17 protein-coding genes and 12 pseudogenes are annotated in these 25,727 nt (G+C 68.0%); 9 read left to right on the top strand and 20 right to left on the bottom strand.

Annotation, left to right across the window (positions count from 1 at the left end):
* Positions 1-63 precede the first annotated feature (63 nt).
* Entirely contained in the window at positions 64-537 is a 474-nt protein-coding gene (locus SYNGFB01_RS06550; RefSeq protein WP_152669563.1) for a 30S ribosomal protein PSRP-3, read from the bottom strand.
* A gap of 59 nt (positions 538-596) precedes the next feature.
* Here SYNGFB01_RS06550 and SYNGFB01_RS06545 point away from each other — a divergent pair, with 59 nt between their 5' ends.
* Positions 597-1,256 carry a transaldolase family protein gene (locus SYNGFB01_RS06545; RefSeq protein ID WP_048017415.1) on the top strand — a complete coding sequence of 220 codons (660 nt, stop codon included), beginning with the start codon at positions 597-599 and terminating at the stop codon, positions 1,254-1,256.
* 50 nt (positions 1,257-1,306) lie between these two features.
* Positions 1,307-2,045: pseudogene (locus SYNGFB01_RS06540) on the top strand (TIGR01548 family HAD-type hydrolase).
* Here SYNGFB01_RS06540 and SYNGFB01_RS06535 read toward each other — a convergent pair.
* The gene (locus SYNGFB01_RS06535; RefSeq protein WP_048017419.1) at positions 2,017-3,348 is read right to left on the bottom strand and encodes an aminopeptidase P N-terminal domain-containing protein; all 1,332 of its coding nucleotides are present in this window, start codon (positions 3,346-3,348) and stop codon (positions 2,017-2,019) included. The pseudogene SYNGFB01_RS06540 and the gene SYNGFB01_RS06535 overlap by 29 nt on opposite strands.
* A gap of 109 nt (positions 3,349-3,457) precedes the next feature.
* Here SYNGFB01_RS06535 and SYNGFB01_RS06530 point away from each other — a divergent pair, with 109 nt between their 5' ends.
* From SYNGFB01_RS06530 to SYNGFB01_RS06505, 6 genes and pseudogenes are all read left to right on the top strand, one after another.
* Positions 3,458-4,501: a CNNM domain-containing protein gene (locus SYNGFB01_RS06530; protein ID WP_048017414.1), complete on the top strand. Its 1,044-nt coding sequence runs from the start codon at positions 3,458-3,460 to the stop codon at positions 4,499-4,501.
* 36 nt (positions 4,502-4,537) lie between these two features.
* Positions 4,538-5,832 (top strand): annotated as a pseudogene (locus SYNGFB01_RS06525) (GTP-binding protein).
* On the top strand, positions 5,829-6,425 hold the full coding sequence (locus SYNGFB01_RS06520; RefSeq protein ID WP_048017413.1) for a nicotinate-nucleotide adenylyltransferase: 597 nt from the start codon (positions 5,829-5,831) through the stop codon (positions 6,423-6,425). Before SYNGFB01_RS06525 ends, SYNGFB01_RS06520 begins: the two are co-directional and overlap by 4 nt.
* 10 nt (positions 6,426-6,435) lie before the next feature.
* A pseudogene (locus SYNGFB01_RS06515) lies at positions 6,436-8,129 on the top strand (NAD+ synthase).
* A gap of 72 nt (positions 8,130-8,201) precedes the next feature.
* Positions 8,202-9,314 carry an alanine dehydrogenase gene (gene ald, locus SYNGFB01_RS06510; protein WP_369795502.1) on the top strand — a complete coding sequence of 371 codons (1,113 nt, stop codon included), beginning with the start codon at positions 8,202-8,204 and terminating at the stop codon, positions 9,312-9,314.
* Between the two features lie 2 nt (positions 9,315-9,316).
* Positions 9,317-9,763 (top strand): 23S rRNA (pseudouridine(1915)-N(3))-methyltransferase RlmH, encoded by a 447-nt coding sequence (locus SYNGFB01_RS06505; RefSeq protein ID WP_048017418.1) that lies wholly within the window; start codon positions 9,317-9,319, stop codon positions 9,761-9,763.
* Here SYNGFB01_RS06505 and SYNGFB01_RS06500 read toward each other — a convergent pair.
* The 10 genes and pseudogenes from SYNGFB01_RS06500 to atpE (SYNGFB01_RS06460) form a co-directional block, all read right to left on the bottom strand.
* Positions 9,751-10,832: pseudogene (locus SYNGFB01_RS06500) on the bottom strand (DUF3326 domain-containing protein). The gene SYNGFB01_RS06505 and the pseudogene SYNGFB01_RS06500 overlap by 13 nt on opposite strands.
* A 3-nt stretch (positions 10,833-10,835) precedes the next feature.
* Positions 10,836-11,009 (bottom strand): hypothetical protein, encoded by a 174-nt coding sequence (locus SYNGFB01_RS14875; protein WP_200900072.1) that lies wholly within the window; start codon positions 11,007-11,009, stop codon positions 10,836-10,838.
* Positions 11,006-11,359: a 2Fe-2S iron-sulfur cluster binding domain-containing protein gene (locus SYNGFB01_RS06495; RefSeq protein ID WP_200900071.1), complete on the bottom strand. Its 354-nt coding sequence runs from the start codon at positions 11,357-11,359 to the stop codon at positions 11,006-11,008. Before SYNGFB01_RS06495 ends, SYNGFB01_RS14875 begins: the two co-directional genes overlap by 4 nt.
* Positions 11,360-11,368: 9 nt before the next feature.
* The gene (locus SYNGFB01_RS06490; RefSeq protein ID WP_048017411.1) at positions 11,369-12,085 is read right to left on the bottom strand and encodes a TIGR02466 family protein; all 717 of its coding nucleotides are present in this window, start codon (positions 12,083-12,085) and stop codon (positions 11,369-11,371) included.
* 211 nt (positions 12,086-12,296) lie between these two features.
* Positions 12,297-13,249: pseudogene (locus SYNGFB01_RS06485) on the bottom strand (F0F1 ATP synthase subunit gamma).
* A 13-nt stretch (positions 13,250-13,262) separates the two neighbouring features.
* Positions 13,263-14,780 (bottom strand): F0F1 ATP synthase subunit alpha, encoded by a 1,518-nt coding sequence (atpA, locus tag SYNGFB01_RS06480; RefSeq protein ID WP_048017410.1) that lies wholly within the window; start codon positions 14,778-14,780, stop codon positions 13,263-13,265.
* A gap of 61 nt (positions 14,781-14,841) precedes the next feature.
* Positions 14,842-15,389: pseudogene (gene atpH / locus SYNGFB01_RS06475) on the bottom strand (ATP synthase F1 subunit delta).
* The gene (locus SYNGFB01_RS06470; RefSeq protein ID WP_048017407.1) at positions 15,389-15,922 is read right to left on the bottom strand and encodes a F0F1 ATP synthase subunit B; all 534 of its coding nucleotides are present in this window, start codon (positions 15,920-15,922) and stop codon (positions 15,389-15,391) included. Before SYNGFB01_RS06470 ends, atpH (SYNGFB01_RS06475) begins: the two are co-directional and overlap by 1 nt.
* Positions 15,919-16,399, bottom strand: a pseudogene (locus SYNGFB01_RS06465) (F0F1 ATP synthase subunit B'). The gene SYNGFB01_RS06470 and the pseudogene SYNGFB01_RS06465 overlap by 4 nt, the downstream one beginning before the upstream one ends.
* A gap of 126 nt (positions 16,400-16,525) precedes the next feature.
* Positions 16,526-16,772 (bottom strand): annotated as a pseudogene (atpE, locus tag SYNGFB01_RS06460) (ATP synthase F0 subunit C).
* Positions 16,773-17,001: 229 nt separating this feature from the next.
* Here atpE (SYNGFB01_RS06460) and SYNGFB01_RS06455 point away from each other — a divergent pair.
* Positions 17,002-17,982 carry an IS5 family transposase gene (locus SYNGFB01_RS06455; RefSeq protein WP_048017409.1) on the top strand — a complete coding sequence of 327 codons (981 nt, stop codon included), beginning with the start codon at positions 17,002-17,004 and terminating at the stop codon, positions 17,980-17,982.
* Between the two features lie 584 nt (positions 17,983-18,566).
* On the opposite strand, the gene SYNGFB01_RS06450 is transcribed toward SYNGFB01_RS06455, so the two are convergent.
* The 8 genes and pseudogenes from SYNGFB01_RS06450 to SYNGFB01_RS06420 all read right to left on the bottom strand — a co-directional run bounded on the left by SYNGFB01_RS06450 (position 18,567) and on the right by SYNGFB01_RS06420 (position 25,626).
* Positions 18,567-19,487 (bottom strand): F0F1 ATP synthase subunit gamma, encoded by a 921-nt coding sequence (locus SYNGFB01_RS06450; protein WP_082325910.1) that lies wholly within the window; start codon positions 19,485-19,487, stop codon positions 18,567-18,569.
* 13 nt (positions 19,488-19,500) lie between these two features.
* Positions 19,501-21,016, bottom strand: a pseudogene (gene atpA, locus SYNGFB01_RS06445) (F0F1 ATP synthase subunit alpha).
* A 60-nt stretch (positions 21,017-21,076) separates the two neighbouring features.
* Positions 21,077-21,625 carry an ATP synthase F1 subunit delta gene (gene atpH / locus SYNGFB01_RS06440; protein ID WP_048017408.1) on the bottom strand — a complete coding sequence of 183 codons (549 nt, stop codon included), beginning with the start codon at positions 21,623-21,625 and terminating at the stop codon, positions 21,077-21,079.
* Positions 21,625-22,158, bottom strand: a complete 534-nt coding sequence (locus SYNGFB01_RS06435; RefSeq protein WP_048017407.1) for a F0F1 ATP synthase subunit B — start codon at positions 22,156-22,158, stop codon at positions 21,625-21,627. Before SYNGFB01_RS06435 ends, atpH (SYNGFB01_RS06440) begins: the two co-directional genes overlap by 1 nt.
* Positions 22,155-22,638, bottom strand: a pseudogene (locus tag SYNGFB01_RS06430) (F0F1 ATP synthase subunit B'). The gene SYNGFB01_RS06435 and the pseudogene SYNGFB01_RS06430 overlap by 4 nt, the downstream one beginning before the upstream one ends.
* Before the next feature lie 139 nt (positions 22,639-22,777).
* A pseudogene (atpE, locus tag SYNGFB01_RS13175) lies at positions 22,778-23,014 on the bottom strand (ATP synthase F0 subunit C); the annotation flags it as partial.
* A 328-nt stretch (positions 23,015-23,342) separates the two neighbouring features.
* A pseudogene (locus tag SYNGFB01_RS06425) lies at positions 23,343-24,478 on the bottom strand (IS5 family transposase).
* Positions 24,479-24,534: 56 nt separating this feature from the next.
* The gene (locus tag SYNGFB01_RS06420; protein WP_048017406.1) at positions 24,535-25,626 is read right to left on the bottom strand and encodes an IS630 family transposase; all 1,092 of its coding nucleotides are present in this window, start codon (positions 25,624-25,626) and stop codon (positions 24,535-24,537) included.
* Between the last annotated feature and the right edge of the window lie 101 nt (positions 25,627-25,727).

The raw sequence follows: 25,727 nt of genomic DNA, 5'->3' as shown, positions 1-25,727 counted from the left end.
CCCATGAGAAGCGCCCCTCTCGGGCGCGCTCCGGATGCTTCCGTCAGGCTGAACGACTCAGGCTCAGGCGGTACCGCAGAAGGTCACGTCGGGGAACTTGGCCTTGGCCTGGTCAAGGCTCTTGCCCTTGCCCTCCTCCTGCCAGTAATTGATCACCTCGGTGGCCTTGTTGAGGATCTCGACGCGCTCGTTGTCGGTGATCCAGCTCTTGGCTTCGAGCTCGGTCTTGAGGGTTTCCCAGGCGTCCTCGCGAGGCCAGAAGAAATAGGCGGTGAGGGGGCTGGGGCCGCCGCCCACGATCTGATCCACCGCCAGCGCGACGTTGTCGGGCAGCCAGAGAATCTTCAGCAGAAAACGCCCCTCATCGGCCTTGGGGGTGTAGCCGGAGGGAACTCCATCCTCATCGATGGTGGCCGTGGCCAGGGCCGCACTGCCCCCCCGCAGGACCGGGCGCCCCTCCTGCGGGGCCTCGGCAGCTGCGCTCAGCTCGGCCTCGTCGCTGGCGGCCGTGGGGATGGCTGTCTCGCTGGCTGTCATGGTGTCGGCGCTCAGGACCACGGAGCAAACGACTAACCTACCAGTGCCCCAGGCCGGCCATGACTCTGCGGCTGTTTCTCGACTCAGCCGATCCCGCGCACTGGCAGCAGTGGCTCCCCAGCGGCCTCTTCCATGGGGTGACCACCAACCCCACCCTGCTCCGCCGGGCCGGCCAGCCCTGCAGCCTCGAGCGGCTGGCCCAGCTCAGCCGCACGGCCCTGGCCCACGGCATCGAGGAGCTGCAGCTGCAGGCCTGGGGTGGCTCCGCAGCGGCGATGCGGGAGTGCGGTGAAGCCCTGGCCGCCCTGGCACCCGGGCGGATCGTGGTCAAGCTGCCGGTCACCCGCCAGGGGGCCGCGGTGGCCCGCGAGCTGCTGGGGGAGGGCATCCCGGTCACTTTCACCGCCTGCTACGAACCCCACCAGGTGCTGATCGCCGCCGCCCTGGGGGTGCGCTACATCGCCCCCTACCTCGGCCGGATCTGCGATCAGGGGCGGGATGGCCAGGCAGACGTGATCGCGATGCAGCGGAGCCTCAAGGGTCTGCGCTCGCCGGTGCGGCTGCTGGTGGCCAGCCTGCGGCGCACCGAGGAGCTCAGCCGTCTGACCGCGGCCGGCCTCGACACCTTCACGATCAATCCGGAGCTCGCCGCCGCGCTGTTCGGCTGCGACGCCACCCAGGCGGCCAGCGACCGGTTCGAATCCGATGCCACGACCTGATGCCCGCCTCCACCGTCCCTCAGGCCGTGGCGCTGTTCGACATCGACGGCGTGATCCGTGATGTGAGCGGCAGCTATCGGCGGGCGATCGTCGAAACGGTGCACCATTTCCAGGGCAACCGGCCGGATGCCGCCGCCATCGACAGCCTCAAGAGCGAAGGCCGCTGGAACAACGACTGGGAGGCTTCGATGGAACTGCTGCGGCGCAGGGGACACAGCCCCCTCCCTGCCTTCGAGGAGCTGGTGCGCGTTTTCGAAGCCTTCTACTTCGGCGGCGATCCGGAAGGGGATCCAGGGCTCTGGCGCGGCTTCATCGGGGATGAACCCCTGCTCGTCGAGCCCTCCTTTTCACCGCGCTGCAGGCCGCGGGGGTGGCCTTCGGCTTCGTGAGCGGCGCCGAGCCACCCTCCGCCCGCTTCGTGCTGGAGCGGCGGCTGGGGCTGGAGGCACCGCCCCTGATCGCCATGGGCGACGCCCCGGACAAGCCGGATCCCGCCGGCCTGCTGCGGCTGGCCGCCGAGCTGACCGGGTGCGCGCTGGGCCCCCAGGCCCCGCCGGTGGCCTACCTGGCGACACGGTCGCCGATGTGCTCACCGTGGTGAACGCCCGACAGGCCTGCCCAAACCAGCGCTTCCTGGCCCTGGCGGTGGCCCCGCCGCACCTGCACGATCGTCCCGAAGCCCGGGCGGCCTACGAAAGGCGGCTGCTCGAGGCCGGAGCCGATGCGGTGATGCCCAGCACGCCGGCGCTGCTGCAGCAGCTCAGCGCTCCATCGCGGCCGGCGCCTTGAGCGCCGCGGCGGTGAGCACCTCGTGCCCTCGCTCGCTCACGGCCACGTCGTCCTCGATGCGGATGCCGATCCCCCTCCAGCGCTCGTCGATCGCCGGCTGCCCCTCCGGCAGCGGCAGCCGGTCGCTCACGTAGAGGCCGGGCTCCACGGTGAGCACCATGCCGGGCTCCAGGCGAACGTGATGCTCACCGAGCCGGTAGGCGCCCACATCATGAACATCGAGCCCCAGCCAGTGGCCGGTGCGGTGCATGTAGAGGTGGCGGTAGGCGCCCCGCTCGATGATCCCGTCGCGCTCGCCGCGCAGCAGCCCCAGCTCCAGCAACCCATCCACCAGCACCCGCAGTGCGGTGTCGTGCACCCCCTCGGCGGTGAAGCCGGGCGCCACCGCGGCCACCGCCGCCTCCTGGGCCGCCAGCACCAGCTCGTAGAGGGCCCGCTGCTCGCCCGAGAAGCGGCCGTTGATCGGGAAGGTGCGGGTGATGTCGCCGTTGTAGTAGTCGCTCAGGGAGCAGCCGGCGTCGATCAGCAGCAGGTCGCCGTCGCGCAGCGGGGCGTTGTTGGCGGTGTAGTGCAGCACGCAGGCGTTGTCGCCGCCGGCGACGATCGAGCCGTAGGCGGGACCGCGGGCACCCTGCTCGAGGAAGTGCTGCTCGATCACCGCCTGCACCTGACGCTCGTTGAGACCGGGCCGGGCCACCTGGCGGGCCAGCTCGTGGGCCTCGGCCGAGATGCGGCAGGCCTGCCGCAGCCGCTCCAGTTCGCCGGGCTCCTTGCGCAGCCGCAGGGCGTGCAGGATCGGGCAGGGGGCCACCAGGCCGAGGGCTGCGTGACCGCTGCGGGGAGCGCGGTCGAGCTGGCGGGCCCAGGCGGCGAGCACCAGAGGCTCCACCGCCGGGTGCCTGCCGACGCGGAAGGCGATGCCCTCCGCCCCCTGCAGATAGTCGGCCAGGCGCGTTTCCAGCTCGGCCAGGGGATGGGCGATGTCGGCGCCGAACTCAGCCACCGCTCCCTCGGTGCCCCAGCGGAAGCCCGTCCACACCTCGGCGCTGGNCTCCCGCGGCGTCACGAACAGCACATACCGCTCTCCTTCAGGCCGGTGCGGCAGGAAGAGGGCCACCGCATCGGGCTCATCGAAACCGGTGAGATACCAGAAGTCGCTGTTCTGACGGAACGGCCACTCACAATCGGCGTGGTGGGTGACCAGCGGGGCGGCGGGGATCACCGCAGCGGCGCCTCCGAGCTGCTCGAGAAAGCGAACTCTCCGCTGGGCATGGATCGTCCGATCCAACTCCTGATCCAGCATCTGGTCCACCGACACGCCGGTTCACGCACACGTGGGAAGCAGTCTGGCCCGGCCGATTAAATAGGGGTACGGCCCACGGCATCACCAGCTGAATGACCCCCCCGGTGGCATGAACGACCTGTTGGCCCTGGCCCTGCTGGTGGTAGTGGTGATCGCGGGCTCGGCCCTCTGCTCCGGGGTGGAGGCGGCCCTGCTGAGCGTCAACCCCGTGAAGCTCCACCAGCTGGCCAGTGGCCCCAGGCCGGTGCGCGGGGCCCGGCAGCTGGAGCGACTGCGCCAGCGGCTCGGCCGCACCCTCTCGGTGCTGGTGATCGGCAACAACGGCTTCAACATCTTCGGCAGCCTGATGCTGGGCGGGCTGGCGGCCCAGGTGTTCTCCCATCACGGCGTCGAGGCCATCGCCCTGCCGCTGTTCTCGGTGGGGCTCACCGTGCTGGTGATCCTGCTGGGCGAGATCCTGCCAAAGGCCTTCGGCAGTCGCCTGGCCCTGCCGGTGGCCCTGGCCACCGCCCCGGCCCTGGCGCTGGTGGCGGCGCTGATGCTGCCGCTGGTGCTGCTGCTGGAGCGGCTGCTGCCGGCGATCAGCGCCGAGAACGAGATCCACACCGATGAGGAGGAGATCCGCCTGCTGGCCCGGCTGGGCTCCCAGAAGGGCCAGATCGAGGCCGACGAGGCGGCGATGATCGCCAAGGTGTTCCAGCTCAACGACCTCACGGCCCGCGATCTGATGACGCCACGGGTTTCGGCCCCCACCCTGCCGGGGGCTGCCCGGCTGGATGTGTTGCGCGCCGATCTGCTGGCCAACGCCGGCGAATGGTGGGTGGTGCTGGGAGAGGAAGTGGACGAGATCCTGGGGGTGGCCAGCCGCGAGCGTCTGCTCACCGCCCTGGTGCAGGGCCAGGGCCTGCTCACCCCCGCGGAGCTCAGCGAGCCGGTGGAATTCGTGCCGGAGATGATCCGTGCCGACCGGCTGCTGGCCGGCTTCCGCCGCAACAGCGGCGGCGTGCGCGTGGTGGTGGATGAATTCGGCGGCTTCGTGGGGATGATCAGCGCCGAGGCGGTGCTGGCGGTGCTGGCGGGCTGGTGGCGGCCGCGCCCCACTGGACCAAACGAGGAGAAGCCCGGCACCGGGGGCCAGGTCGCCTCGCCATGAGCCCCGCGTCCCCCCGGTGCGGCCGAACGCAGCCGCCTGCTGCTGCGCAACTGGCGGGCAGGCCTGCAGCTCAGCGGGCGCGAACGCACCCTGCTGGCCGGCCCGCTTCACTGGCTCGACCAGCAACTGCAGCGGCTTGAGCAGGGCCACCTGCATGTGGCGGCGTTCGGCCGGGTGGGGGTGGGCAAGTCGAGCCTGCTCAACGCCCTGCTGGGCGAGCCCGCCTTCGCCACCGACGTGGCCCATGGCTGCACGCGCCGCAGGCAAGGCATCGCCTGGCAGCAGGCGATCGCTGGCCTCGGCCGGGTGGAACTGGTCGATACGCCGGGGATCGATGAAGTCGATGCCCCCGGTCGGGCCCGCCTGGCCGCCCGGGTGGCCCTGGCGGCCGACCTGGTGCTGCTGGTGCTGGATGGCGACCTCAGCCGTGTGGAGGCGGAGGCCCTCGCTGTGCTCCTGGGCAGCGGCAAACCGCTGCTGCTCGTGCTCAATCGCTGCGACTGCTGGCCCAAGGACGAGCGCGCCGCCCTGCTGAACAGCATCCGGCGGCGCCTGCCGCCCGAGGCCCGCAGCCTCGAGCTGCTGACCGTGGCGGCGGCCCGCACCGGCCTCGGCTGCTGGCCGACGGCCGGGTGCGCAGCGAGGCCGGCGCGCCGGAGGTCGAACCCCTGCGCCGGCGCCTGCTGACCCTGCTCGCCGAGCAGGGCGACACGCTGCTGGCGCTCAACGCCCTGCGCGCCGCCGACCGCTTTCACCAGCTGCTGCTGCAGGAGCGGCTGCGCCATAGTCGCCGCAGCGCTCAGGGGCTGATCGGCCGTTTCGCCGCCCTCAAGGCCACCGGCGTGGCCGCCAATCCGCTGCTGCTGCTCGATCTGGCCGGCGGCCTGGCCTGCGACACCGCTCTGGTGCTGCAGCTCTGCCGGCTCTATGGCATCCCGATGCAGACCAGCGGCGCCCGGGCCCTGCTGGCCCGACTCTCCGGCCAGAACGCCCTGCTCGGAGGCAGCCAGCTGGCCATCCAGCTGCTGCTCTCCGGCCTGCGCCAGCTGCTGTTGCTGGCAGCCCCCTTCAGCGGGGGCCTCAGCCTTGCGCCAGCGGCACCGGTCGCCATGGCCCAGGCGGCCCTGGCGGTGCACACCACCCGCCGCACCGGCCGCCTGGCCGCAGCCGAACTGTTGCGCACAGCCCAGCGCGGCGGCCGTCCCGGCAGCCTGCTGCGTCGACTGGCCCAGAGCGACCCGGAGCTCCGCCGCTGGCTCGGGGGCTCCCCCCTGGCCGCTCAGGCCGGCGTCGAGGAGGTGGCGGCAACCCTGCCGGCCCTGCTGCCGTGAACGCACCGGGCCGCGACCGCGCGGCGGGGCCGATCGCCCTGCTGGGCAGCAGCGCCGACCCACCCACCCGCGGCCACCAGGCCCTGCTGGAGGGACTGCTGCAGCGCTTCCCCCGCGTGGTGACCTGGGCCAGCGACAACCCGATGAAGCACCACGGCGCCTCCCTGTGCGAGCGCGCCGCCCTGCTCACGGCTCTGGTGCGAAGCATCGCCGACCCTCACCTGGAACTGGCTCAGGAGCTCAGCAGCCCATGGGCGATCACCACCCTGGAGCGGGCCGCAGCCCGCTGGCCCGAAGCCGAGCTGGCGTTCGTGGTCGGCAGCGACCTGGTGGGGCAGATCCCCCGCTGGAAGCAGGTCGAAGCCGTGCTCGAGCGCTGTCGGCTGGTGATCGTGCCCCGGGCCGGCTGGCCCCTGCGGCCCGCCGATCTGCTCGCCCTCGAGGCCCTCGGCGCCCGGCTGGAGGTGCTGCCTCTGGCCATCCCGGCCAGCGCTAGCTCCGAACTGCGCCAGCGGCCGGACCCCCGGCAGATCCCTGCAGCGGTGTGGCCGGTGCTGCTGCAGCACAATCTCTACGGGCTCGCCCGCCCCTGATCCCGCCCCGATGCGCCTCGCCCTGGCCCAGCTCAACCCCCTGGTGGGGGACCTGGCCGGCAACGGCAGACGCATCCTGGCGGCCTGCCGGGAAGCGCAGGCCCAGGCAGCCGACCTGGTGGTCACGCCGGAGCTCTCCCTCTGGGGCTACCCCCCGCGCGACCTGCTGCTGAGCCCCGCGCGTCTGAGGGCCCAGCGCCAGGCGCTCGATCAACTCGCCGCCGACCTGGAGCAGCTCGACCCCCGCTGGCCCTGCTGGTGGGCCTGGCCGAGGACAGCGGCGAGCGGCGCCGGCCGAGCCTGCACAACGCCCTGGCGCTGGTGCAGAGCGGCCGCTGGCGGGTGGTGGCGCGCAAGCAGCTGCTGCCCAGTTACGACGTGTTCGATGAGCGGCGCTATTTCCGCCCGGCCAGCGAGACCTCGCTGCTCGAGCTGGAGCGCGATGGCCGCCTCTGGCGCCTGGGCCTCACCATCTGCGAGGACCTCTGGGTGGAGGAGGAGCTGCAGGGCCATCGCCTGGCCGGCCCCGATCCCGTCGCCGCGTTGCTGCCGCGCCGTGTCGACCTGCTGCTCAACCTCTCGGCCTCGCCGTTCGGCCAGGCCAAGCTGGCCCTGCGCCATCGCCTTGCGGCCAGAGCCGCCAAGCGGCTCTCCTGTCCCGTGGTCTACGTGAACCAGGTGGGGGGGAACGACGAACTGGTGTTCGACGGCGCCAGCTTCGTGGTGGATGCCGCCGGCCGGATCTGTCACCAGCTGAGCTGCTGCCGCGAGGAGGTGGGCCTCTGGTCGGCAGCGGCAGCCAGCCCCCCTGCCGGCGGCTCCGTTCCGTCGGACGACGAACAGCTGCTGCGCGCCCTCGTGCTGGGCGTGCGCGACTACGCCCGCAAGTGCGGTTTCGAGCAGGCCCTGCTGGGCCTCAGCGGCGGCATCGACTCGGCGCTCGTGGCGGTGATCGCGGCGGCGGCCCTGGGGCCGCAGCAGGTGCGGGCTCTGCTGATGCCCTCACCCTGGAGTTCAGCCGGCTCGCTGAGCGATGCCGGGGCCCTGGCCGAACGGCTCGGGATCCCCACGCACACGCTGCCGATCGCCACCCTGATGACGGCCTACGACGGGGTGCTCACCCCGGCTCTGGGCCAGGCGCCGGCGGGCCTCACGGCGGAGAACCTGCAGTCGCGCATCCGCGGCACGCTGCTGATGGCGGTGGCCAACCAACAGGGCCGCCTGCTGCTCTCCACCGGCAACAAGAGCGAGCTGGCGGTGGGGTACTGCACCCTCTACGGCGACATGAACGGTGGCCTGGCGGTGATCGGTGACCTCTACAAGACCCGTGTGTTCGAACTCTGCGCCTGGCTCGATTCAGCCGCCGCGGCCGCCTGCCGCCGCGACCTGGGCCTGCCGGAGGCCGGTGAGCTGATCGGCCGGGCGATCCGCACCAAACCCCCCAGCGCCGAGCTCCGCCCTGACCAGCGCGACAGCGACAGCCTGCCCGACTACGCGGTGCTCGATCCGCTGCTCGTGGCCCTGGTGGAGGAGCAGCGCAGCGTCGAGGAGATGGTGGCGGCCGGCTGCGACGCCGGCCTGGTGGAAGGGGTGATGCGCCTGCTGAGACGGGCCGAGTTCAAGCGGCGCCAGGCGGCACCGGTGCTGAAGCTCACCAGCCGGGCCTTCGGAAGCGGCTGGCGCATGCCGATCGCCGCGGCCTGAGTCAGGCTGGCATCGGTTCCCCGCGCCGCAGCGATGGCCGCCTCCGGCAGTTCTGACCCCCTGGCCGCCCCGATGGCGAGCATCGGTGTGCCCACCGAGATCAAGCGCGACGAGCGGCGCGTCGCCCTCACCCCCGATGCCGTGCGGGAACTCGTGAACCAGGGCATGGAGGTGCGCGTTCAGGAGGGGGCAGGGCTGGGCGCCGGGATCGGCGATGCGGCCTTCGCCGCTGCCGGCGCCCGCCTCACGAGCCGTGAGGAGGCCTGGGGCGCCCATCTGGTGGTGAAGGTGAAGGAACCGCAGCCGGAGGAATTCGGCTTCCTGCGCTCCGATCTGGTGCTGTTCACATACCTCCACCTGGCCGCCTACACCGAGGTGGGCCGGGCCCTGCTGGAGGCCGGCACCACGGCCGTGGCCCTCGAGACGGTGCAGCTCGATGACGGGTCCCTGCCGCTGCTGATCCCGATGAGTGAGATCGCCGGCCGCATCGCCGCTCAGGTGGGGGCCCACCTGCTGGAGAAGCCTCACGGCGGCCGTGGCATCCTGATGGGCGGCTGCACCGGTGTGCGACCGGCACGGGTGGTGGTGCTCGGTGCCGGCAGCGTGGGTTGGAACGCGGCCCGGATCGCCGCGGCGATGGACGCCGAGGTCTTTCTGCTCGACCGCTCCCCGCAGCGCCTCCGCCAGCTGGAGGTCGACCGCCGCGGCCGCCTGGTGAGCCTGGTGAGCAGCGGCTCCCTGATCGAGCGCCTGGTGCCCTCGGCCGACCTGGTGATCGGCGCCGTGCTGANCCCNGGCGGCCGCGCCCCCAGCCTGGTGAGCGCGGACCTGGTGCGGCAGATGCAGGCTGGCTCGGTGATCATCGACGTGGCGATCGACCAGGNCGGCTGCATCGCCACCAGTCGCGAAACGACCCACACCGATCCGGTGCACACGCTTCATGGCGTGCAGCACTACGCCGTCGGCAACATGCCCGGCGCCGTGCCGTTCACCGCCACCGAAGCGCTGGTGAGCGTGACCCTGCCCTACATCCTGGTGATGGCGGGGCGGGGCCTGGCCGAAGCGGTCGCCGACCGGCCGGAACTGGTGTCGGGCCTCAACACCGTTGCAGGTTCGGTGTGTCATCCCGAAGTGGCGCGGGCCCTCAACGTCAGCCAACGCCACCCGATGGCCTGCCTGCGCTGATGCTGAGCCTCGCCCGGATCCGGATTCTGGCCGTGGGCAAGGTGCGCAAGGCCTGGCTGCGGGACGGCATCGCTCTCTACCGCCGGCGTCTGCCTGGTCTGGAGGTCGTGGAGCTAAGGAACGCAACCCCGGAACGGGAGGCGGCGGCGATCCGCGCGGCCCTGCGACCCGACGAGCAGCTGGTGGTCCTCACGGAGGAGGGGCAGTGCCTGGGGTCGGTGGATCTGGCCGCGCGCCTGGCGGAGCAGCAATCGACAGGGGGAGCGAACCGGCTGGCCTTCGCCATCGGCGGCAGCGAAGGGCTGGCACCGGACCTGCGCAGCGAAGCCAGCTGGCGGTTGAGTCTCTCCCCGCTCACCTTGCCCCACGAGCTCGCCCGGCTGCTGCTGCTGGAGCAGCTCTACCGGGCCCAAACGATCCTGCAGGGTGGGCCCTATCACCGGGGCTGAAGAGCGTGCAGGGGCCGCCCCAGGGCCGACGGGGCGACACCGTGGCGCAGAGCCAGCACCAGGCCGGCGGCCTCGCTGTAGCTGGCGGCCGGCAGCACCTCCAGTTCCAATGCCGCGGCCGTCACGTCAAGCACACTGGGATTGACCACGGCGATCAGGGGCACGCCGCGCTCGGCGCAGGCCAGCACCGCCGCGCCGCCCAGGGCCCCCTCCGGCACCACCAGGGCGCCGATCGCGTCGGGACGCAGCAGCGCTGGATCGAAGCTCTCGGGCAGCCCCTGCGCCATCGACCCCGGATCAGGCGGCCAGGCGATCAGATCCGGGGCGCGGCTGAGACCCACCAGCACACAGGGCAGGAAGGTGGTGCCGAGTTCCTCGGCGGCGGCGCGGGGGTCGAGGTCAGGATTGAGCGGCAGCGGAGTGAGGGCCGGTGCATGGGCGCAGGGGAGGCCGAGATGATGGCTGAGCAGGTGACTGATCACGGCCTCGGCACCGGCCAGCACGTCCACGCCGCCTCCCCCCTGTAGGCGGCCAGCGCCTCGCTCTCCGGATCCTCGGGGAAGCGGGCCACCACGGCGATGGCGGTGGCGCCGGCCTGCTGCAGCCGTTCGCCGGCCCGCAGCAGGGCATCCGGCCGGCCGAGGCGTCCCCAGCTGGCACCGCTGGCCCCCAGCTCCAGGGTCACCTCGAGCGGGGCATCGGTGCTGAGCACCGGACCGATCTCCAGCCCCAGCGTGGCCCGGCAGGCATCGGCCACCTGGAGATGCCGCCAGCGCTGCTCCTCGTCGAGGGCCGCATCCAGCAGCAGCCCCACCCGCTGGCGCCGCACCGGCCGCAGGGCCAGGGCGCCCGCAGCGAAGCGATCGAGGGCCCAGCCCTCCACGTAGTGAATATCCGGATCGCTCCAGTAGAGGGAGGCGCCATTCATCACATTGGGGTGGGTGATCAGGCAGCCGCTGGCCGCCGCCAGCAGGCGTGCCACCGGCAGGGCATCGCCGGCATAACCGCCGATGGCGCAGCCGATGCCGGTCGGAATCACCAGCAGGGTGGGCAGGGGGGCGGCGCTCACCACTCAGACCGCTCGGTCGGTCTCCATCACCACCGCCTCGATCTGCAGCTGATCGGCGTCCACGCCGGTGATCGCCCACCGCAGCGGCAGGCCAGCCCCCTGCAACGCCGCCTCGATCCGGGGACGCAGCGGTGCCGGGCGGCGCGGCAGCTCGAGCGCCAGGCGTACCAGCCTCATTTCTGGTACTGGCCGAACTGGGCTTCGTAGAGGGCATCCTCCATGCCCGCCCTGAGCTTCAGATCACTGCGGGGGAAGGCCACACACAGCAGGGCATAACCCTGCTGCTGCAGCTCCGCCTTCACGCCCATCGCATCGGGCTGGTGCACCGAGCCCTCGCTGAGCAGGGCGGCGCAGGTGGTGCAGACGCCGGAGCAGCAGGAACTGGGCAGCAGCACGCCGGCCGCTTCGGCAGCTGCCAGCACCGTCTGATCGCTGCGGCAGGGAAAGCTGTGGGTGGTCCCATCAACTTCAGCGGTGATCGTGAAGGTGGTGGGTTCGCTCACGGGACAGGTCGGCAACCGCTCCATCTTCCCAGTTCAGAGCTCCTGCCATTGATCGGGGTGAGGAGCGAGGTACTCGGGCGGATCGGGGTCCCCAGCCCGGGCTGTGAGCACGAAATCGATGCTGATCGAGGCCCGAAGATCCTCGCTGTCGTCATTGGTCAGCACGGCGTGATCCAGACAGGAGGGGAACAGGAGCAGCNGCCCCGCCCGCGGCCCCACATCCACCCAGGGCTGCAGCCAAGCCGACCCCTCCAGGGGCCCTCCANGGCCCACGGCCAGGCCCGGCACCAGTTCATTCACCTGCTGCCGGGGCCAGAAGCGAAGGCAACCGCAGCTGCCGCTGCCATCACCGCTGAGGTAGTAGACGGCGCTGAGGTGGGCGTTGGGGTGATGGTGGCGACCCACGACCTGCCCGGGCTCGCTCAGCACCGGCCAGCAGCGCTGCAGGTGCAGGGCCACCCGGGTCGGATCGAAGCCCAGCCGGGCCAGATAGGCGTGGGCGTGCTCTGCGATGCTGCTCACCAGGGCCGTGAAGGCGGGCTGGCGGTGCAGCTGCCAGACGCCGTTAAGGTCGCCGGTCCAGGCGCAGCCGGGATCGGGGTTGCTGCCCGATTCACCACGCAACCCATGCAGACACTGCAGCTGCAGCGCCAGTTCGAGCGGGTCGGGACGCAGCTGCACCTGCCCCAGCGCCACCGGGAACAGGGGCTGGATCACCAGCGGGCCCGGGGCTGGCAGGGGCAGGGGCATGGCGGGCTGCCGGGGCACGGATCCCCAGCATCCCAGCACCCCTGAACCGGAACGCTGAGGGACTGTCGACCGACGCTCCCTGCCACCCTGCCGGCAGCTCCTGAACAGCACAGCTGCGCTGGATTCCCGAGGCGGTCGTGGACGCACAGGGTGCGTCGACCGACTCGGGATGCCGGGGATTCGTCTTGCCGAACGGGAATGAGCCGGTGGCTCAGCTCATCGCCGAGGCACCGCCCACCACCTCGAGGATCTCCTGGGTGATGGCGGCCTGGCGCGCCTTGTTGTAGTCGAGGGTGAGGGTCTTGGCGAGCGCTTGGCGTTGTCGCTGGCGTTGTTCATGGCCGTCATCCGGCTGGCCAGCTCGGAGGCGGCCGCCTCCTGAAGCGAGCGCAGCAGCTGGTTTTCCAGATACAGCGGCAGCAGGGCGTTGAGCAGCTGGTCGGGGCTCTGGTCGAACACGATGTCGGAGGGCAGCCGAGGCTCCACGTTTGGGCTGGTGCCGGGCTCGACCACCAGCTGACCTTCACGGGTGGTGAGCCGGAAGATCTCGTCGTCGGCCACCGCGATCCCCTGGGGATCGAGCGGCAGCAGGGTCTGGATCACCGGCCTGGAGCTCACCAGGTTGATGAACTTGGTGAAGATGATCTCCACCCGGTCGGTGGAGCCCGACAGGAACTCCGCCAGGATCTCGCTGCCGATCTTCATCGCCTCGGAGGCGTTCGGCACCTGCTCCAGGCCGGTGAAGCTGGCCCGGATGGTGTACTGGCTGGCGCGGTTCTGGAAGTAGGTGATCGCCTTGCGACCGATCAGCACGAGGTCCACGTCGAAGCCCTGGTCCTTGAGCTCGGCGTGACGCTGCTCGGTGCGCTTGATGATGTTGGCGTTGTAGCCCCCGCACAGGCCCCGGTCGCCGGTCACCGCGAGCAGGGTGATCGTGCGCAGCTCACGCTCCTCGAGCAGCGGAGCATCCACATCCTCGAAGCGCATCCGCGACTGGAGGTTCTCCAGTACACGGGCGAGACGGTCGGCGAAGGGCCGGCTGCGCAGCACCTGCTCCTGGGCGCGGCGCACCTTGGCGGCCGCCACCAGGCGCATGGCCTCGGTGATCTTGCGGGTGTTCTTGACCGAACTGATGCGGTCGCGGATCTCTTTGAGATTGGCCATCTGAGTGATCTCCTCAGACGGTGGCGAGCATGGTCGACTTCACCTCGTTGATGGCGTCCTTGAGCATCGCTTCAGCTTCGTCGCTGAGCTGCTTCTCGGACATCACCTTGGTGATGAAATCAGCCTTGTTGGTCTTGAGGTACTCCCGCAGCTCACGGCAGAACTGCACCACCGAATCCACCGGCACCTCGTCGATCAGACCCTTCACACCCGCGTAGACCACGGCCACCTGCTCAGCCAGGTTGAGGGGGCTGAACTGGGGCTGCTTGAGGATCTCGCGCAAGCGCTTACCGCGCTGCAGCTGGGCCTGGGTGGCGGCGTCGAGATCGGAGGCGAACTGGGAAAAGGCTGCCAGCTCATCGAACTGGGCGAGCTCCAGCTTCAGCGTGCCGGCGATCTTCTTGATGGCCTTGGTCTGGGCGGCACCGCCCACCCGGCTCACCGAGATGCCCACGTTGATGGCGGGGCGCAGGCCGGAGTTGAACAGGTCGGAGCTCAGGAACACCTGGCCATCGGTGATCGAGATCACGTTGGTCGGGATGTAGGCCGACACGTCTCCGGCCTGGGTTTCGATGATCGGCAGGGCGGTCATCGAGCCTTTGCCCATCGCGTCGCTCAGCTTGGCGGCGCGCTCCAGAAGACGGCTGTGGCAGTAGAAAACGTCGCCGGGGTAGGCCTCACGACCGGGGGGACGGCGCAGCAGCAGCGACATCTGACGGTAGGCCTGGGCCTGCTTGGTGAGGTCGTCGTAGATCACCAGGGTGGCCTTGCCCTTGTACATGAACGACTCGGCGATGGCCGCGCCGGTGTAGGGGGCCAGGTACTGCAGAGCAGCCGATTCGGAGGCACTGGCGGCCACCACGATCGTGTAGTCGAGGGCACCCTTCTCACGCAGCACCTCCACCACGTTGGCCACCGAAGCGGCCTTCTGGCCCACCGCCACATACACGCAGACGACGTCTTCGCCCTTCTGGTTGATGATCGTGTCGATCGCGATGGCGGTCTTGCCGGTCTGGCGGTCGCCGATGATCAGCTCGCGCTGGCCGCGCCCGATCGGGATCATCGCGTCGATGGCGGTGATGCCGGTTTGCATGGGCTCATGCACCGACTTGCGCTGGATGATGCCAGGCGCCATCGACTCGATTAGGCGGGTCTCGGTGGTGGCGATGTCACCCTTGCCGTCGATCGGCTGCCCCAGGGAGTTGACCACGCGGCCGAGCATCGCATCGCCAACCGGCACCGACGCGATCTTGCCGGTGGCCTTGACGGTGCTGCCCTCCTGAATGCCGCGGCCTTCGCCCATCAGCACCACACCCACGTTGTCGTCTTCGAGGTTGAGGGCGATGCCTTCGGTCCCGTCCTCGAACTGCACGAGCTCACCGGCCATCACCTGCTGCAGGCCATAGACACGGGAAATGCCGTCGCCGATCTGAAGCACGGTTCCGACGTTGCTGACCGAAACAGACTTGTCGTAGTCCTCAATCTGCTGCTTGAGGATGGCGCTGATCTCGTCGGGGCGGATGGAAACCATGGTGTGTAGTCCCCTCAGGGGGAGGTGATGGAAGAGAGAGCGGGGGTAGGGAGGGGGAGTGCTAGCCCACCTTGGCCAGCGACAGACCGAGACGTCGAACCTGACCGGCGAGGCTGGCGTCGATCACCTGGGACCCCATGCGCACGATGAACCCACCGATCAGGGCGGGATCGACCGAAAGGTCGAATTCCACGGATTCGGTGCCGGCGATCGTCTGGACGCGGCGGTTGAGCTGCTTCTGCTGTTCCTCCGTCAGAGGCGTGGCGGAGATCACCCGGGCGAGGGTGACGCGCCGCAGCTCCCGATAGAGCTCGAGAAAGCGGATCAGAACCGCATCGAGCACGGCGATCCGCTGGCGATCAGCCAGCAGCTTGAGGAGATTCTGCAGGGAAGCCGTGAGCTGATCCCCGAACAGGGAGAGCAGAGCGGCCTTCTTGGCATCCGGCTCCAGCACGGGCGAGACCATGGCGGCGCGAAGCTCGGGCTCTCGTTCCAGATGGCCAGCAGCGATCGCACCTGATCGGCGACGGTATCGGTTTCCTGGCGCGACTCCGCAACCTGCAGCAGGGCTTCCGCGTACGGCGTGGAGATGGTGTTGAGCAGTGGCATCAGCCGTTCCCCAGCGATTGGATGGATTGATCGATCAGGCGGGCCTGGGCGGCGTCATCCAACTTGCCGGGGAGTGTGGCAAGGGCGGTCTCGATCGCCTGGCGGGCGGCCTCCCGACGCAGCAGGTCGGTGACGCGGGCCGCCTCCGCATTGAGATCCGCCACGGCGTCCTGCCGGAGGCGCGCCATTTCCTCGATCGTGCGCTGCTCACTCTCGACGCGCACTGACTGGGCACGAGCCTTGCCATCGGCAAGGATCTGGGCCGCCTTCTGCTGTGCGGCAGCCAGATCGCCCTGGGCCTTGGCCAGGGCAGCGTTGGCGGCCTTGAGCCGATCCTCGGCATCGCTGAGGTCGGCGAGGATGGCCTGGCGGCGGCGCTCGAGGATGCCGCCGAGGAAGCCCCGCAGGAACCAAACCAGAACACCGATCACGATGACCAGGTTGATCAGGTTGGTGTCGAGCAGGTTGAGGTTGATGCCGAACCCGCCTGCATGGGCGAACAGCCGGGAATGGGTGAAAAGGAGAGGAGTCATCGAGCTGCCAGCAGACGGTGAACGATCAGAGCACCCAGCCGGTCGGCCTCGACCTTGAGCGAATCGAGGGCCTTGTCCTTCTGGGCCTCGATCTCACGCCGGGCCTTCTCCCGGGTGGCGATCGCATCGGCCTGCGCTGCGGCGAGGGCCTCTCGGTAGATCTTGTCGACCTCCTGCTCGGCCTCCAGGATCAGGGCCTGACCCTGCTGACGCGCCTCCCTGAGCTGTTCGGTGAGTTCCGCTTCCAGACGCTGCACCTGGGCCAGCTTCTGTTTGGCTTCGGACCGGCTGGTGGCGATGTAGCCCTCGCGCTCTTCGACGGCCCGACGACGGACGGAAGAACAGGGCATTGAGAATGAAGGTGAGAAGAACCACCTGAACCGCCATCAGGGGCAGGGTGGCATCGAGGTCGAAGAGACCTCCTGCGGGTGTGCCGGACACGGCGTCGGCAGCCCCGAGAAGTAGCCAGCTGGTCATGGGCACAGAGGCGCTGGTGGGGATGGCGCTGGGGGAAGGCGCTGGAACGGGTCGGGGATGAGGGAACTGGTCTGGGCTGGAAAGGCAGGGGCCCTGCCCCTGCCTTTCCGCCCACTCAGATCACCTTCAGCCAGCGAAGGGGTTGGCGAACAGCAGCACCAGGGCGACCACGAGGCCGTAGATGGTGAGGGCTTCCATGAAGCCAGGGACAGCAGCAGGGTGCCGCGGATCTTCCTTCGGCTTCGGGCTGACGTGCAATGCCTTCAACGGCGCCGCCAGCTGCGGTGCCCTGGCCGATGCCGGGGCCGATGGCACCGAGGCCGACAGCCAGGCCAGCGGCCAGAACAGACGCAGCGGAGGTGATGGAATCCATGGTGGAGTGGGGAATGGAGGGCGCCGGGAGAGCGCGTTGTGGACCTGGGTTGAAACCCTGCGCCTGGGACATCCCGGGGGATGGGCCCGGGGTGCGACCGGACCTGCGCTAGGGACATTTAGCAGAGCACCGGAGGGCCGCCCTGCCTGGGAACGCCTAGGGAGACTTCTGGGAAACCAGGGCAGTCCAGGCGAGAATTGGCCTGTGAATGCAGGCTAGGGCTGGATTGATGGGCGGCAAGCAACTTGGCTTCTCTGACTACGAGCAGGCAACCGCCAAGAAGCAGACCAAGCGCGAGAAGTTCCTTGCGGAGATGGAGGTCGTTGTGCCCTGGGATGACCTCATCGCGCTGATCGAACCGCATTACCCCAAAACCAGCAAGAAGGGTGGGAGACCTCCGTACCCACTGATGACGATGCTGCGCATTCATCTGCTGCAGCAGTGGTACTCCCTCAGCGATCCCGCCATGGAAGAGGCCCTGATCGAGGTGCCCACCATGCGCCGCTTTGCCGGCATCGATCTGGTCAGCGACCGGATCCCTGATGAGACCACGATCCTGACCTTTCGCCACCTGCTTGAGAAGCATGAGCTCGGCGAGCAGATCTTTGGGACCGTCAAAGCCCACCTCAGTGCGCGGGGTATGACGATGCGCCAGGGCACGATCGTGGATGCCACCTTGATCGCCGCTCCCAGTTCCACCAAGAACAAAGAGGGGAAGCGGGATCCTGAGATGCACCAGACCAAGAAGGGCAACCAGTGGTACCACGGGATGAAAGTCCATATCGGAGTCGACAAGGACTCAGGCCTGATCCACTCAGTCGTCACCACGGCTGCCAACGTTCACGATCTCACCCCAGCTGCCGAGCTGCTGCATGGTGATGAGAAGGTGGTTTACGGCGATGCCGGCTACCAAGGCATTGCCAAGAGACACGAGATGGCGAGCAAGACAACGACGTTTCACGTGGCGATGCGACCAGGCAAACGCCGGGCATTGCCTGACACTGCAGAGGGCAGACTGCTGGATCTGATCGAGGCGGCCAAAGCGCACATCCGCGCCAAGGTCGAGCACCCGTTTCGCGTGATCAAGCAGCAGTTCGGATTCCAGAAGACCCGACTGCGAGGAATGGCCAAGAATCGCTGCAAGGTCAACGTGATTGCTGCGCTGACGAATCTGTTCCTGGCGCGGCGGCTGTTGCTTTCGGCGATATGAACGGCTTGTGGAGTGCCTGTAGGGCCTAATCGGGCCTCCGACAGCACCCAAAGGCGTGGAGACAAAGAGGCAGCGCGTCGACAGGGAGGCTTTTGAGTCAAACCAGAGGCCAACCGGGCGAGAGATGGACCTCAGTTGCTTCTAAAACCCCTGTTGCCCAGAGATTCCCTAAGCCTCGCCAGCGTTCCGGATTAATGATCACCCATGGACATTCAAGGCGAGACAACAATGAACTCACGAACCCGTCAGTTACTGCGCATCCTGCGCAACCCGTTCGTCAGCCTGCTGGTGCTCTACAACTTCGTGTTCTACGTGCATTGGTCCGGCAATGCCTACATTCTGACGTTTGGAACAACCACCTCAGTTCCCCTGATCCTCGCCTCGGGTCCGTTACTGCCCCTGGTGACGGGCGTGTTCATGATCGGGAACCTGCTGCTTGTGGTTCTGACCTACGCCCATGTCGTGGAACGGCGATCAGCCAGCGAACTCTCCGTGCCCGGCATGGGCCGTGAACTCGGCATCGGCCTGTTGCTCGGCTTCGGCCTGTTCACCAGCTGCGTCTTGGTCGCCATGGCCCTCGGTCTCTACCGCATCGAGGGGATGGAAAGCTGGAAGAACCTCGTGCTGGATGTGACAGCGGGGACGGTGACCACACCCTTCGCCGAGGNGGCGTTGTTCATGGCCGTCATCCGGCTGGCCAGCTCGGAGGCGGCCGCCTCCTGAAGCGAGCGCAGCAGCTGGTTTTCCAGATACAGCGGCAGCAGGGCGTTGAGCAGCTGGTCGGGGCTCTGGTCGAACACGATGTCGGAGGGCAGCCGAGGCTCCACGTTTGGGCTGGTGCCGGGCTCGACCACCAGCTGACCTTCACGGGTGGTGAGCCGGAAGATCTCGTCGTCGGCCACCGCGATCCCCTGGGGATCGAGCGGCAGCAGGGTCTGGATCACCGGCCTGGAGCTCACCAGGTTGATGAACTTGGTGAAGATGATCTCCACCCGGTCGGTGGAGCCCGACAGGAACTCCGCCAGGATCTCGCTGCCGATCTTCATCGCCTCGGAGGCGTTCGGCACCTGCTCCAGGCCGGTGAAGCTGGCCCGGATGGTGTACTGGCTGGCGCGGTTCTGGAAGTAGGTGATCGCCTTGCGACCGATCAGCACGAGGTCCACGTCGAAGCCCTGGTCCTTGAGCTCGGCGTGACGCTGCTCGGTGCGCTTGATGATGTTGGCGTTGTAGCCCCCGCACAGGCCCCGGTCGCCGGTCACCGCGAGCAGGGTGATCGTGCGCAGCTCACGCTCCTCGAGCAGCGGAGCATCCACATCCTCGAAGCGCATCCGCGACTGGAGGTTCTCCAGTACACGGGCGAGACGGTCGGCGAAGGGCCGGCTGCGCAGCACCTGCTCCTGGGCGCGGCGCACCTTGGCGGCCGCCACCAGGCGCATGGCCTCGGTGATCTTGCGGGTGTTCTTGACCGAACTGATGCGGTCGCGGATCTCTTTGAGATTGGCCATCTGAGTGATCTCCTCAGACGGTGGCGAGCATGGTCGACTTCACCTCGTTGATGGCGTCCTTGAGCATCGCTTCAGCTTCGTCGCTGAGCTGCTTCTCGGACATCACCTTGGTGATGAAATCAGCCTTGTTGGTCTTGAGGTACTCCCGCAGCTCACGGCAGAACTGCACCACCGAATCCACCGGCACCTCGTCGATCAGACCCTTCACACCCGCGTAGACCACGGCCACCTGCTCAGCCAGGTTGAGGGGGCTGAACTGGGGCTGCTTGAGGATCTCGCGCAAGCGCTTACCGCGCTGCAGCTGGGCCTGGGTGGCGGCGTCGAGATCGGAGGCGAACTGGGAAAAGGCTGCCAGCTCATCGAACTGGGCGAGCTCCAGCTTCAGCGTGCCGGCGATCTTCTTGATGGCCTTGGTCTGGGCGGCACCGCCCACCCGGCTCACCGAGATGCCCACGTTGATGGCGGGGCGCAGGCCGGAGTTGAACAGGTCGGAGCTCAGGAACACCTGGCCATCGGTGATCGAGATCACGTTGGTCGGGATGTAGGCCGACACGTCTCCGGCCTGGGTTTCGATGATCGGCAGGGCGGTCATCGAGCCTTTGCCCATCGCGTCGCTCAGCTTGGCGGCGCGCTCCAGAAGACGGCTGTGGCAGTAGAAAACGTCGCCGGGGTAGGCCTCACGACCGGGGGGACGGCGCAGCAGCAGCGACATCTGACGGTAGGCCTGGGCCTGCTTGGTGAGGTCGTCGTAGATCACCAGGGTGGCCTTGCCCTTGTACATGAACGACTCGGCGATGGCCGCGCCGGTGTAGGGGGCCAGGTACTGCAGAGCAGCCGATTCGGAGGCACTGGCGGCCACCACGATCGTGTAGTCGAGGGCACCCTTCTCACGCAGCACCTCCACCACGTTGGCCACCGAAGCGGCCTTCTGGCCCACCGCCACATACACGCAGACGACGTCTTCGCCCTTCTGGTTGATGATCGTGTCGATCGCGATGGCGGTCTTGCCGGTCTGGCGGTCGCCGATGATCAGCTCGCGCTGGCCGCGCCGATCGGGATCATCGCGTCGATGGCGGTGATGCCGGTTTGCATGGGCTCATGCACCGACTTGCGCTGGATGATGCCAGGCGCATCGACTCGATTAGGCGGGTCTCGGTGGTGGCGATGTCACCCTTGCCGTCGATCGGCTGCCCCAGGGAGTTGACCACGCGGCCGAGCATCGCATCGCCAACCGGCACCGACGCGATCTTGCCGGTGGCCTTGACGGTGCTGCCCTCCTGAATGCCGCGGCCTTCGCCCATCAGCACCACACCCACGTTGTCGTCTTCGAGGTTGAGGGCGATGCCTTCGGTCCCGTCCTCGAACTGCACGAGCTCACCGGCCATCACCTGCTGCAGGCCATAGACACGGGAAATGCCGTCGCCGATCTGAAGCACGGTTCCGACGTTGCTGACCGAAACAGACTTGTCGTAGTCCTCAATCTGCTGCTTGAGGATGGCGCTGATCTCGTCGGGGCGGATGGAAACCATGGTGTGTAGTCCCCTCAGGGGGAGGTGATGGAAGAGAGAGCGGGGGTAGGGAGGGGAGTGCTAGCCCACCTTGGCCAGCGACAGACCGAGACGTCGAACCTGACCGGCGAGGCTGGCGTCGATCACCTGGGACCCCATGCGCACGATGAACCCACCGATCAGGGCGGGATCGACCGAAAGGTCGAATTCCACGGATTCGGTGCCGGCGATCGTCTGGACGCGGCGGTTGAGCTGCTTCTGCTGTTCCTCCGTCAGAGGCGTGGCGGAGATCACCCGGGCGAGGGTGACGCGCCGCAGCTCCCGATAGAGCTCGAGAAAGCGGATCAGAACCGCATCGAGCACGGCGATCCGCTGGCGATCAGCCAGCAGCTTGAGGAGATTCTGCAGGGAAGCCGTGAGCTGATCCCCGAACAGGGAGAGCAGAGCGGCCTTCTTGGCATCCGGCTCCAGCACGGGCGAGACCATGGCGGCGCGAAGCTCGGGGCTCTCGTTCCAGATGGCCAGCAGCGATCGCACCTGATCGGCGACGGTATCGGTTTCCTGGCGCGACTCCGCAACCTGCAGCAGGGCTTCCGCGTACGGCGTGGAGATGGTGTTGAGCAGTGGCATCAGCCGTTCCCCAGCGATTGGATGGATTGATCGATCAGGCGGGCCTGGGCGGCGTCATCCAACTTGCCGGGGAGTGTGGCAAGGGCGGTCTCGATCGCCTGGCGGGCGGCCTCCCGACGCAGCAGGTCGGTGACGCGGGCCGCCTCCGCATTGAGATCCGCCACGGCGTCCTGCCGGAGGCGCGCCATTTCCTCGATCGTGCGCTGCTCACTCTCGACGCGCACTGACTGGGCACGAGCCTTGCCATCGGCAAGGATCTGGGCCGCCTTCTGCTGTGCGGCAGCCAGATCGCCCTGGGCCTTGGCCAGGGCAGCGTTGGCGGCCTTGAGCCGATCCTCGGCATCGCTGAGGTCGGCGAGGATGGCCTGGCGGCGGCGCTCGAGGATGCCGCCGAGGAAGCCCCGCAGGAACCAAACCAGAACACCGATCACGATGACCAGGTTGATCAGGTTGGTGTCGAGCAGGTTGAGGTTGATGCCGAACCCGCCTGCATGGGCGAACAGCCGGGAATGGGTGAAAAGGAGAGGAGTCATCGAGCTGCCAGCAGACGGTGAACGATCAGAGCACCCAGCCGGTCGGCCTCGACCTTGAGCGAATCGAGGGCCTTGTCCTTCTGGGCCTCGATCTCACGCCGGGCCTTCTCCCGGGTGGCGATCGCATCGGCCTGCGCTGCGGCGAGGGCCTCTCGGTAGATCTTGTCGACCTCCTGCTCGGCCTCCAGGATCAGGGCCTGACCCTGCTGACGCGCCTCCCTGAGCTGTTCGGTGAGTTCCGCTTCCAGACGCTGCACCTGGGCCAGCTTCTGTTTGGCTTCGGACCGGCTGGTGGCGATGTAGCCCTCGCGCTCTTCGACGGCCCGACCGGACGGGACGGAAGAACAGGGCATTGAGAATGAAGGTGAGAAGAACCACCTGAACCGCCATCAGGGGCAGGGTGGCATCGAGGTCGAAGAGACCTCCTGCGGGTGTGCCGGACACGGCGTCGGCAGCCCCGAGAAGTAGCCAGCTGGTCATGGGCACAGAGGCGCTGGTGGGGATGGCGCTGGGGGGAAGGCGCTGGAACGGGGTCGGGGATGAGGGAACTGGTCTGGGCTGGAAAGGCAGGGGCCCTGCCCCTGCCTTTCCGCCCACTCAGATCACCTTCAGCCAGCGAAGGGTTGGCGAACAGCAGCACCAGGGCGACCACGAGGCCGTAGATGGTGAGGGCTTCCATGAAGGCCAGGGACAGCAGCAGGGTGCCGCGGATCTTGCCTTCGGCTTCGGGCTGACGTGCAATGCCTTCAACGGCGCCGCCAGCTGCGGTGCCCTGGCCGATGCCGGGGCCGATGGCACCGAGGCCGACAGCCAGGCCAGCGGCCAGAACAGACGCAGCGGAGGTGATGGAATCCATGGTGGAGTGGGGAATGGAGGGCGCCGGGAGAGCGCGTTGTGGACCTGGGTTGAAACCCTGCGCCTGGGACATCCCGGGGGATGGGCCCGGGGTGCGACCGGACCTGCGCTAGGGACATTTAGCAGAGCACCGGAGGGCCGCCCTGCCTGGGAACGCCTAGGAGGCTGCTGAAATAGCAGCCAATCCGAGTCTCGCCACTTCGACTTGTTCTGACCGGCCCGTCGCTGCGCCAATCGGCAGCGTTGTCCTGCAAAGCGGGCGGGGTCTCCGGACCTCTGCACGGGGGTCCGGGCGCCTGATCTGCCCTTCTCGCCTTGCTTTGCCCGTTTCATGCCAGCGCCCCCCTCGGGCTGAGCAGGTTGGCCAGACGGATCAGGTTGTAGGCCACCACATGCAACCGGAACACCGCTCCGACCCGGGATCGACCTCGGGCCTTGAGCTGCCGCAGCCCCGCAGCCTGTTTGATCCAGCCAAACACCTGCTCGATCCGCTTCCTTGCGTTGATCGACTTGCCGTAGCCCTGATGCCGAACGGTTCGCCCGTCGATGGCGGAGCGGCGACGCGCCTGAATGTTCTGCGCCACATGCGGCGTGATGCCGGCAAAGCGGACGTCGGCGACAAAATCCCTGGTGTCGTAGCCCTTGTCGGCTCCCAGTGTCTTTTGGTGAGCGCCGGGGAGCGAACTCGCCATCCGCACCGCTGCCGAACGCTCGCCGTAGCCATCGGCTGGGGTCACCTCGCTGGCCACCACCAGGCCATGGCGGTTCTCCATGAGGCAATGGCCCAGGTAGCTGAGGAACGCCCCAGTGCCATTGGACTTGCGGAACAGCCGGCTTCGCCGTCACTGCGGGAGCGGTGGGTCTGGTTGGAGAGCAGCAGACCGCGGAAATCTCCTTTGGCCCGCTTCTTCCCCTTGGCGGAGCCTGAGCCAAACCCATTGCCGCCACTGGGCGGTGGCGGATCGTCATCGCCTCCGTCGATCCGCTCCAGCGAGCTGTGCGAGGCCCAGGCCCGCAGCAGGGTGCCATCCACCGAGAAGTGCTCGGAGCTCAGCAGCGGCTTGACCTCCGGCGAGGCCAGCAGCAGCTCCAGGAACATCGCCATCAGCTCCTCGTTGAGCAGCCGGTCGCGGTTCTGGTGAATGTGGTGGGATGCCAGACGGGATCGTCCGGGTTGAGGCCGACAAACCAGCGAAACAGCAGGTTGTAGTCCAGTTGCTCGATCAGCATCCGCTCCGAGCGGATGCCGTAGATCGCCTGCAGCAACAGGGCCAGCAGCAGCTGCTCCGGCGGGATCGAGGGGCGCCCACCTCGGGGTGAGAGCCTGCAGAAGGTGGGGTTGAGGCGATCCGAGGGCTTGATCGGCCAGCCGCCGCACCTGCCGCAGGGGATGGGCCTTGGGGATCCGCTCTTCTGTGGAGACGTAGGAGAACAGAGGACCGGTGCGTTCCTGCTGGCCGCGCATCCGCTCAGTGCCGTTGGGCCATTCTCCCGCGGCTGGACCAGTTTTTCAGCAGCCTCCTAGTGTCCCGTCCCGGAGATTTGCGAACAAAGTCGCTGGAGCTTCTCCAGGATTGAATCCGCGTTTGCGGTCCAGTTGAACGGCGCTTTGGTCTTGTTGTAGGCGGCCACGAACTGCTCGATCTTGGCGATCAGCTCCTTGACGCTGGAGAAGCTGCCGCGCCGGATCGCCCGCTGGGTGATGATCCCGAACCAGCGCTCCACCTGGTTCAGCCAGGAGGCGTATGTGGGCGTGTAGTGCACGTGGAAGCGGGGCCTCTGCGCCAGCCACGCCCTGACCTTGGCGTGCTTGTGGGTGCAGGTGTTGTCCACCACCAGATGGACGTCCAGATCTTCCGGGACGGACTTCTCGATCTGCCTGAGGAACCCCAGGAACTCCTGGTGCCGGTGGCGGGGTTTGCACTGGGTGATCACTTCTCCTGTGGCCACGTCCAAAGCCGCGAACAGGGTGGTGGTGCCGTGGCGGATGTAGTCGTGAGTGACGCCTTCCACGTAGCCCAGACCCATGGGCAGGAGCGGCTGGGTGCGGTCCAGGGCCTGGATCTGCGTCTTCTCGTCGACGCAGAGCACCATCGCCTTGTCCGGCGGGTTCAGGTACAGGCCAACGATGTCGCGGACCTTCTCCACAAAGAACGGATCGGTGGAGAGCTTGAACGATTTCTGCCGGTGGGGCTGGACCGAGAAGATCTGCAGCCAGCGGTGAACTGTTGTCTTTGAGATCCCAGTCGCCGCTGCCAAAGTCCGAGCGCTCCAGTGGGTGCTGCCATCGGTTGGCTTGGTCTGCAGGGCCCGGTTGATGACCTCGGCCACCTTGTCGTCCTCGTAGGTGCGGGGCCGGCCGGGACGCAGTTCGTCATGAAGGCCCTCGATGCCCAGATCGAGGTAGCGCTGCCGCCATTTGCCCACCGTTGAGCCGCGGACTCCAAATTGCTTGGCGACAGCGGTGTTGGTGTCACCAGCAGCGCAGGCCAGCACGATCTGCGCCCGCTGAACGATCGAATGCGGCAAGGTCCTTGATCCAGCCAGGCTCTGGAGCTGGCTGGTCTCATCAGCCGACAGCTCCAGAGGAGCCATGGGGCGACCAGTCGGCATGAAACGACTCCCGAGGAGACACTTCATATTCTACCGGCTATTTGCGGGACGGCACACTAGGACAGGCACGGCCAACGGTTGCGTGCGATTCGAGTACGGGG

The sequence above is a fragment of the Synechococcus sp. GFB01 genome, from assembly GCF_001039265.1.
Lineage (GTDB): Bacteria > Cyanobacteriota > Cyanobacteriia > PCC-6307 > Cyanobiaceae > NIES-981.
Note: the sequence above shows the minus strand (reverse complement) of the source record. Positions and strands in the feature narration are given on the sequence as shown.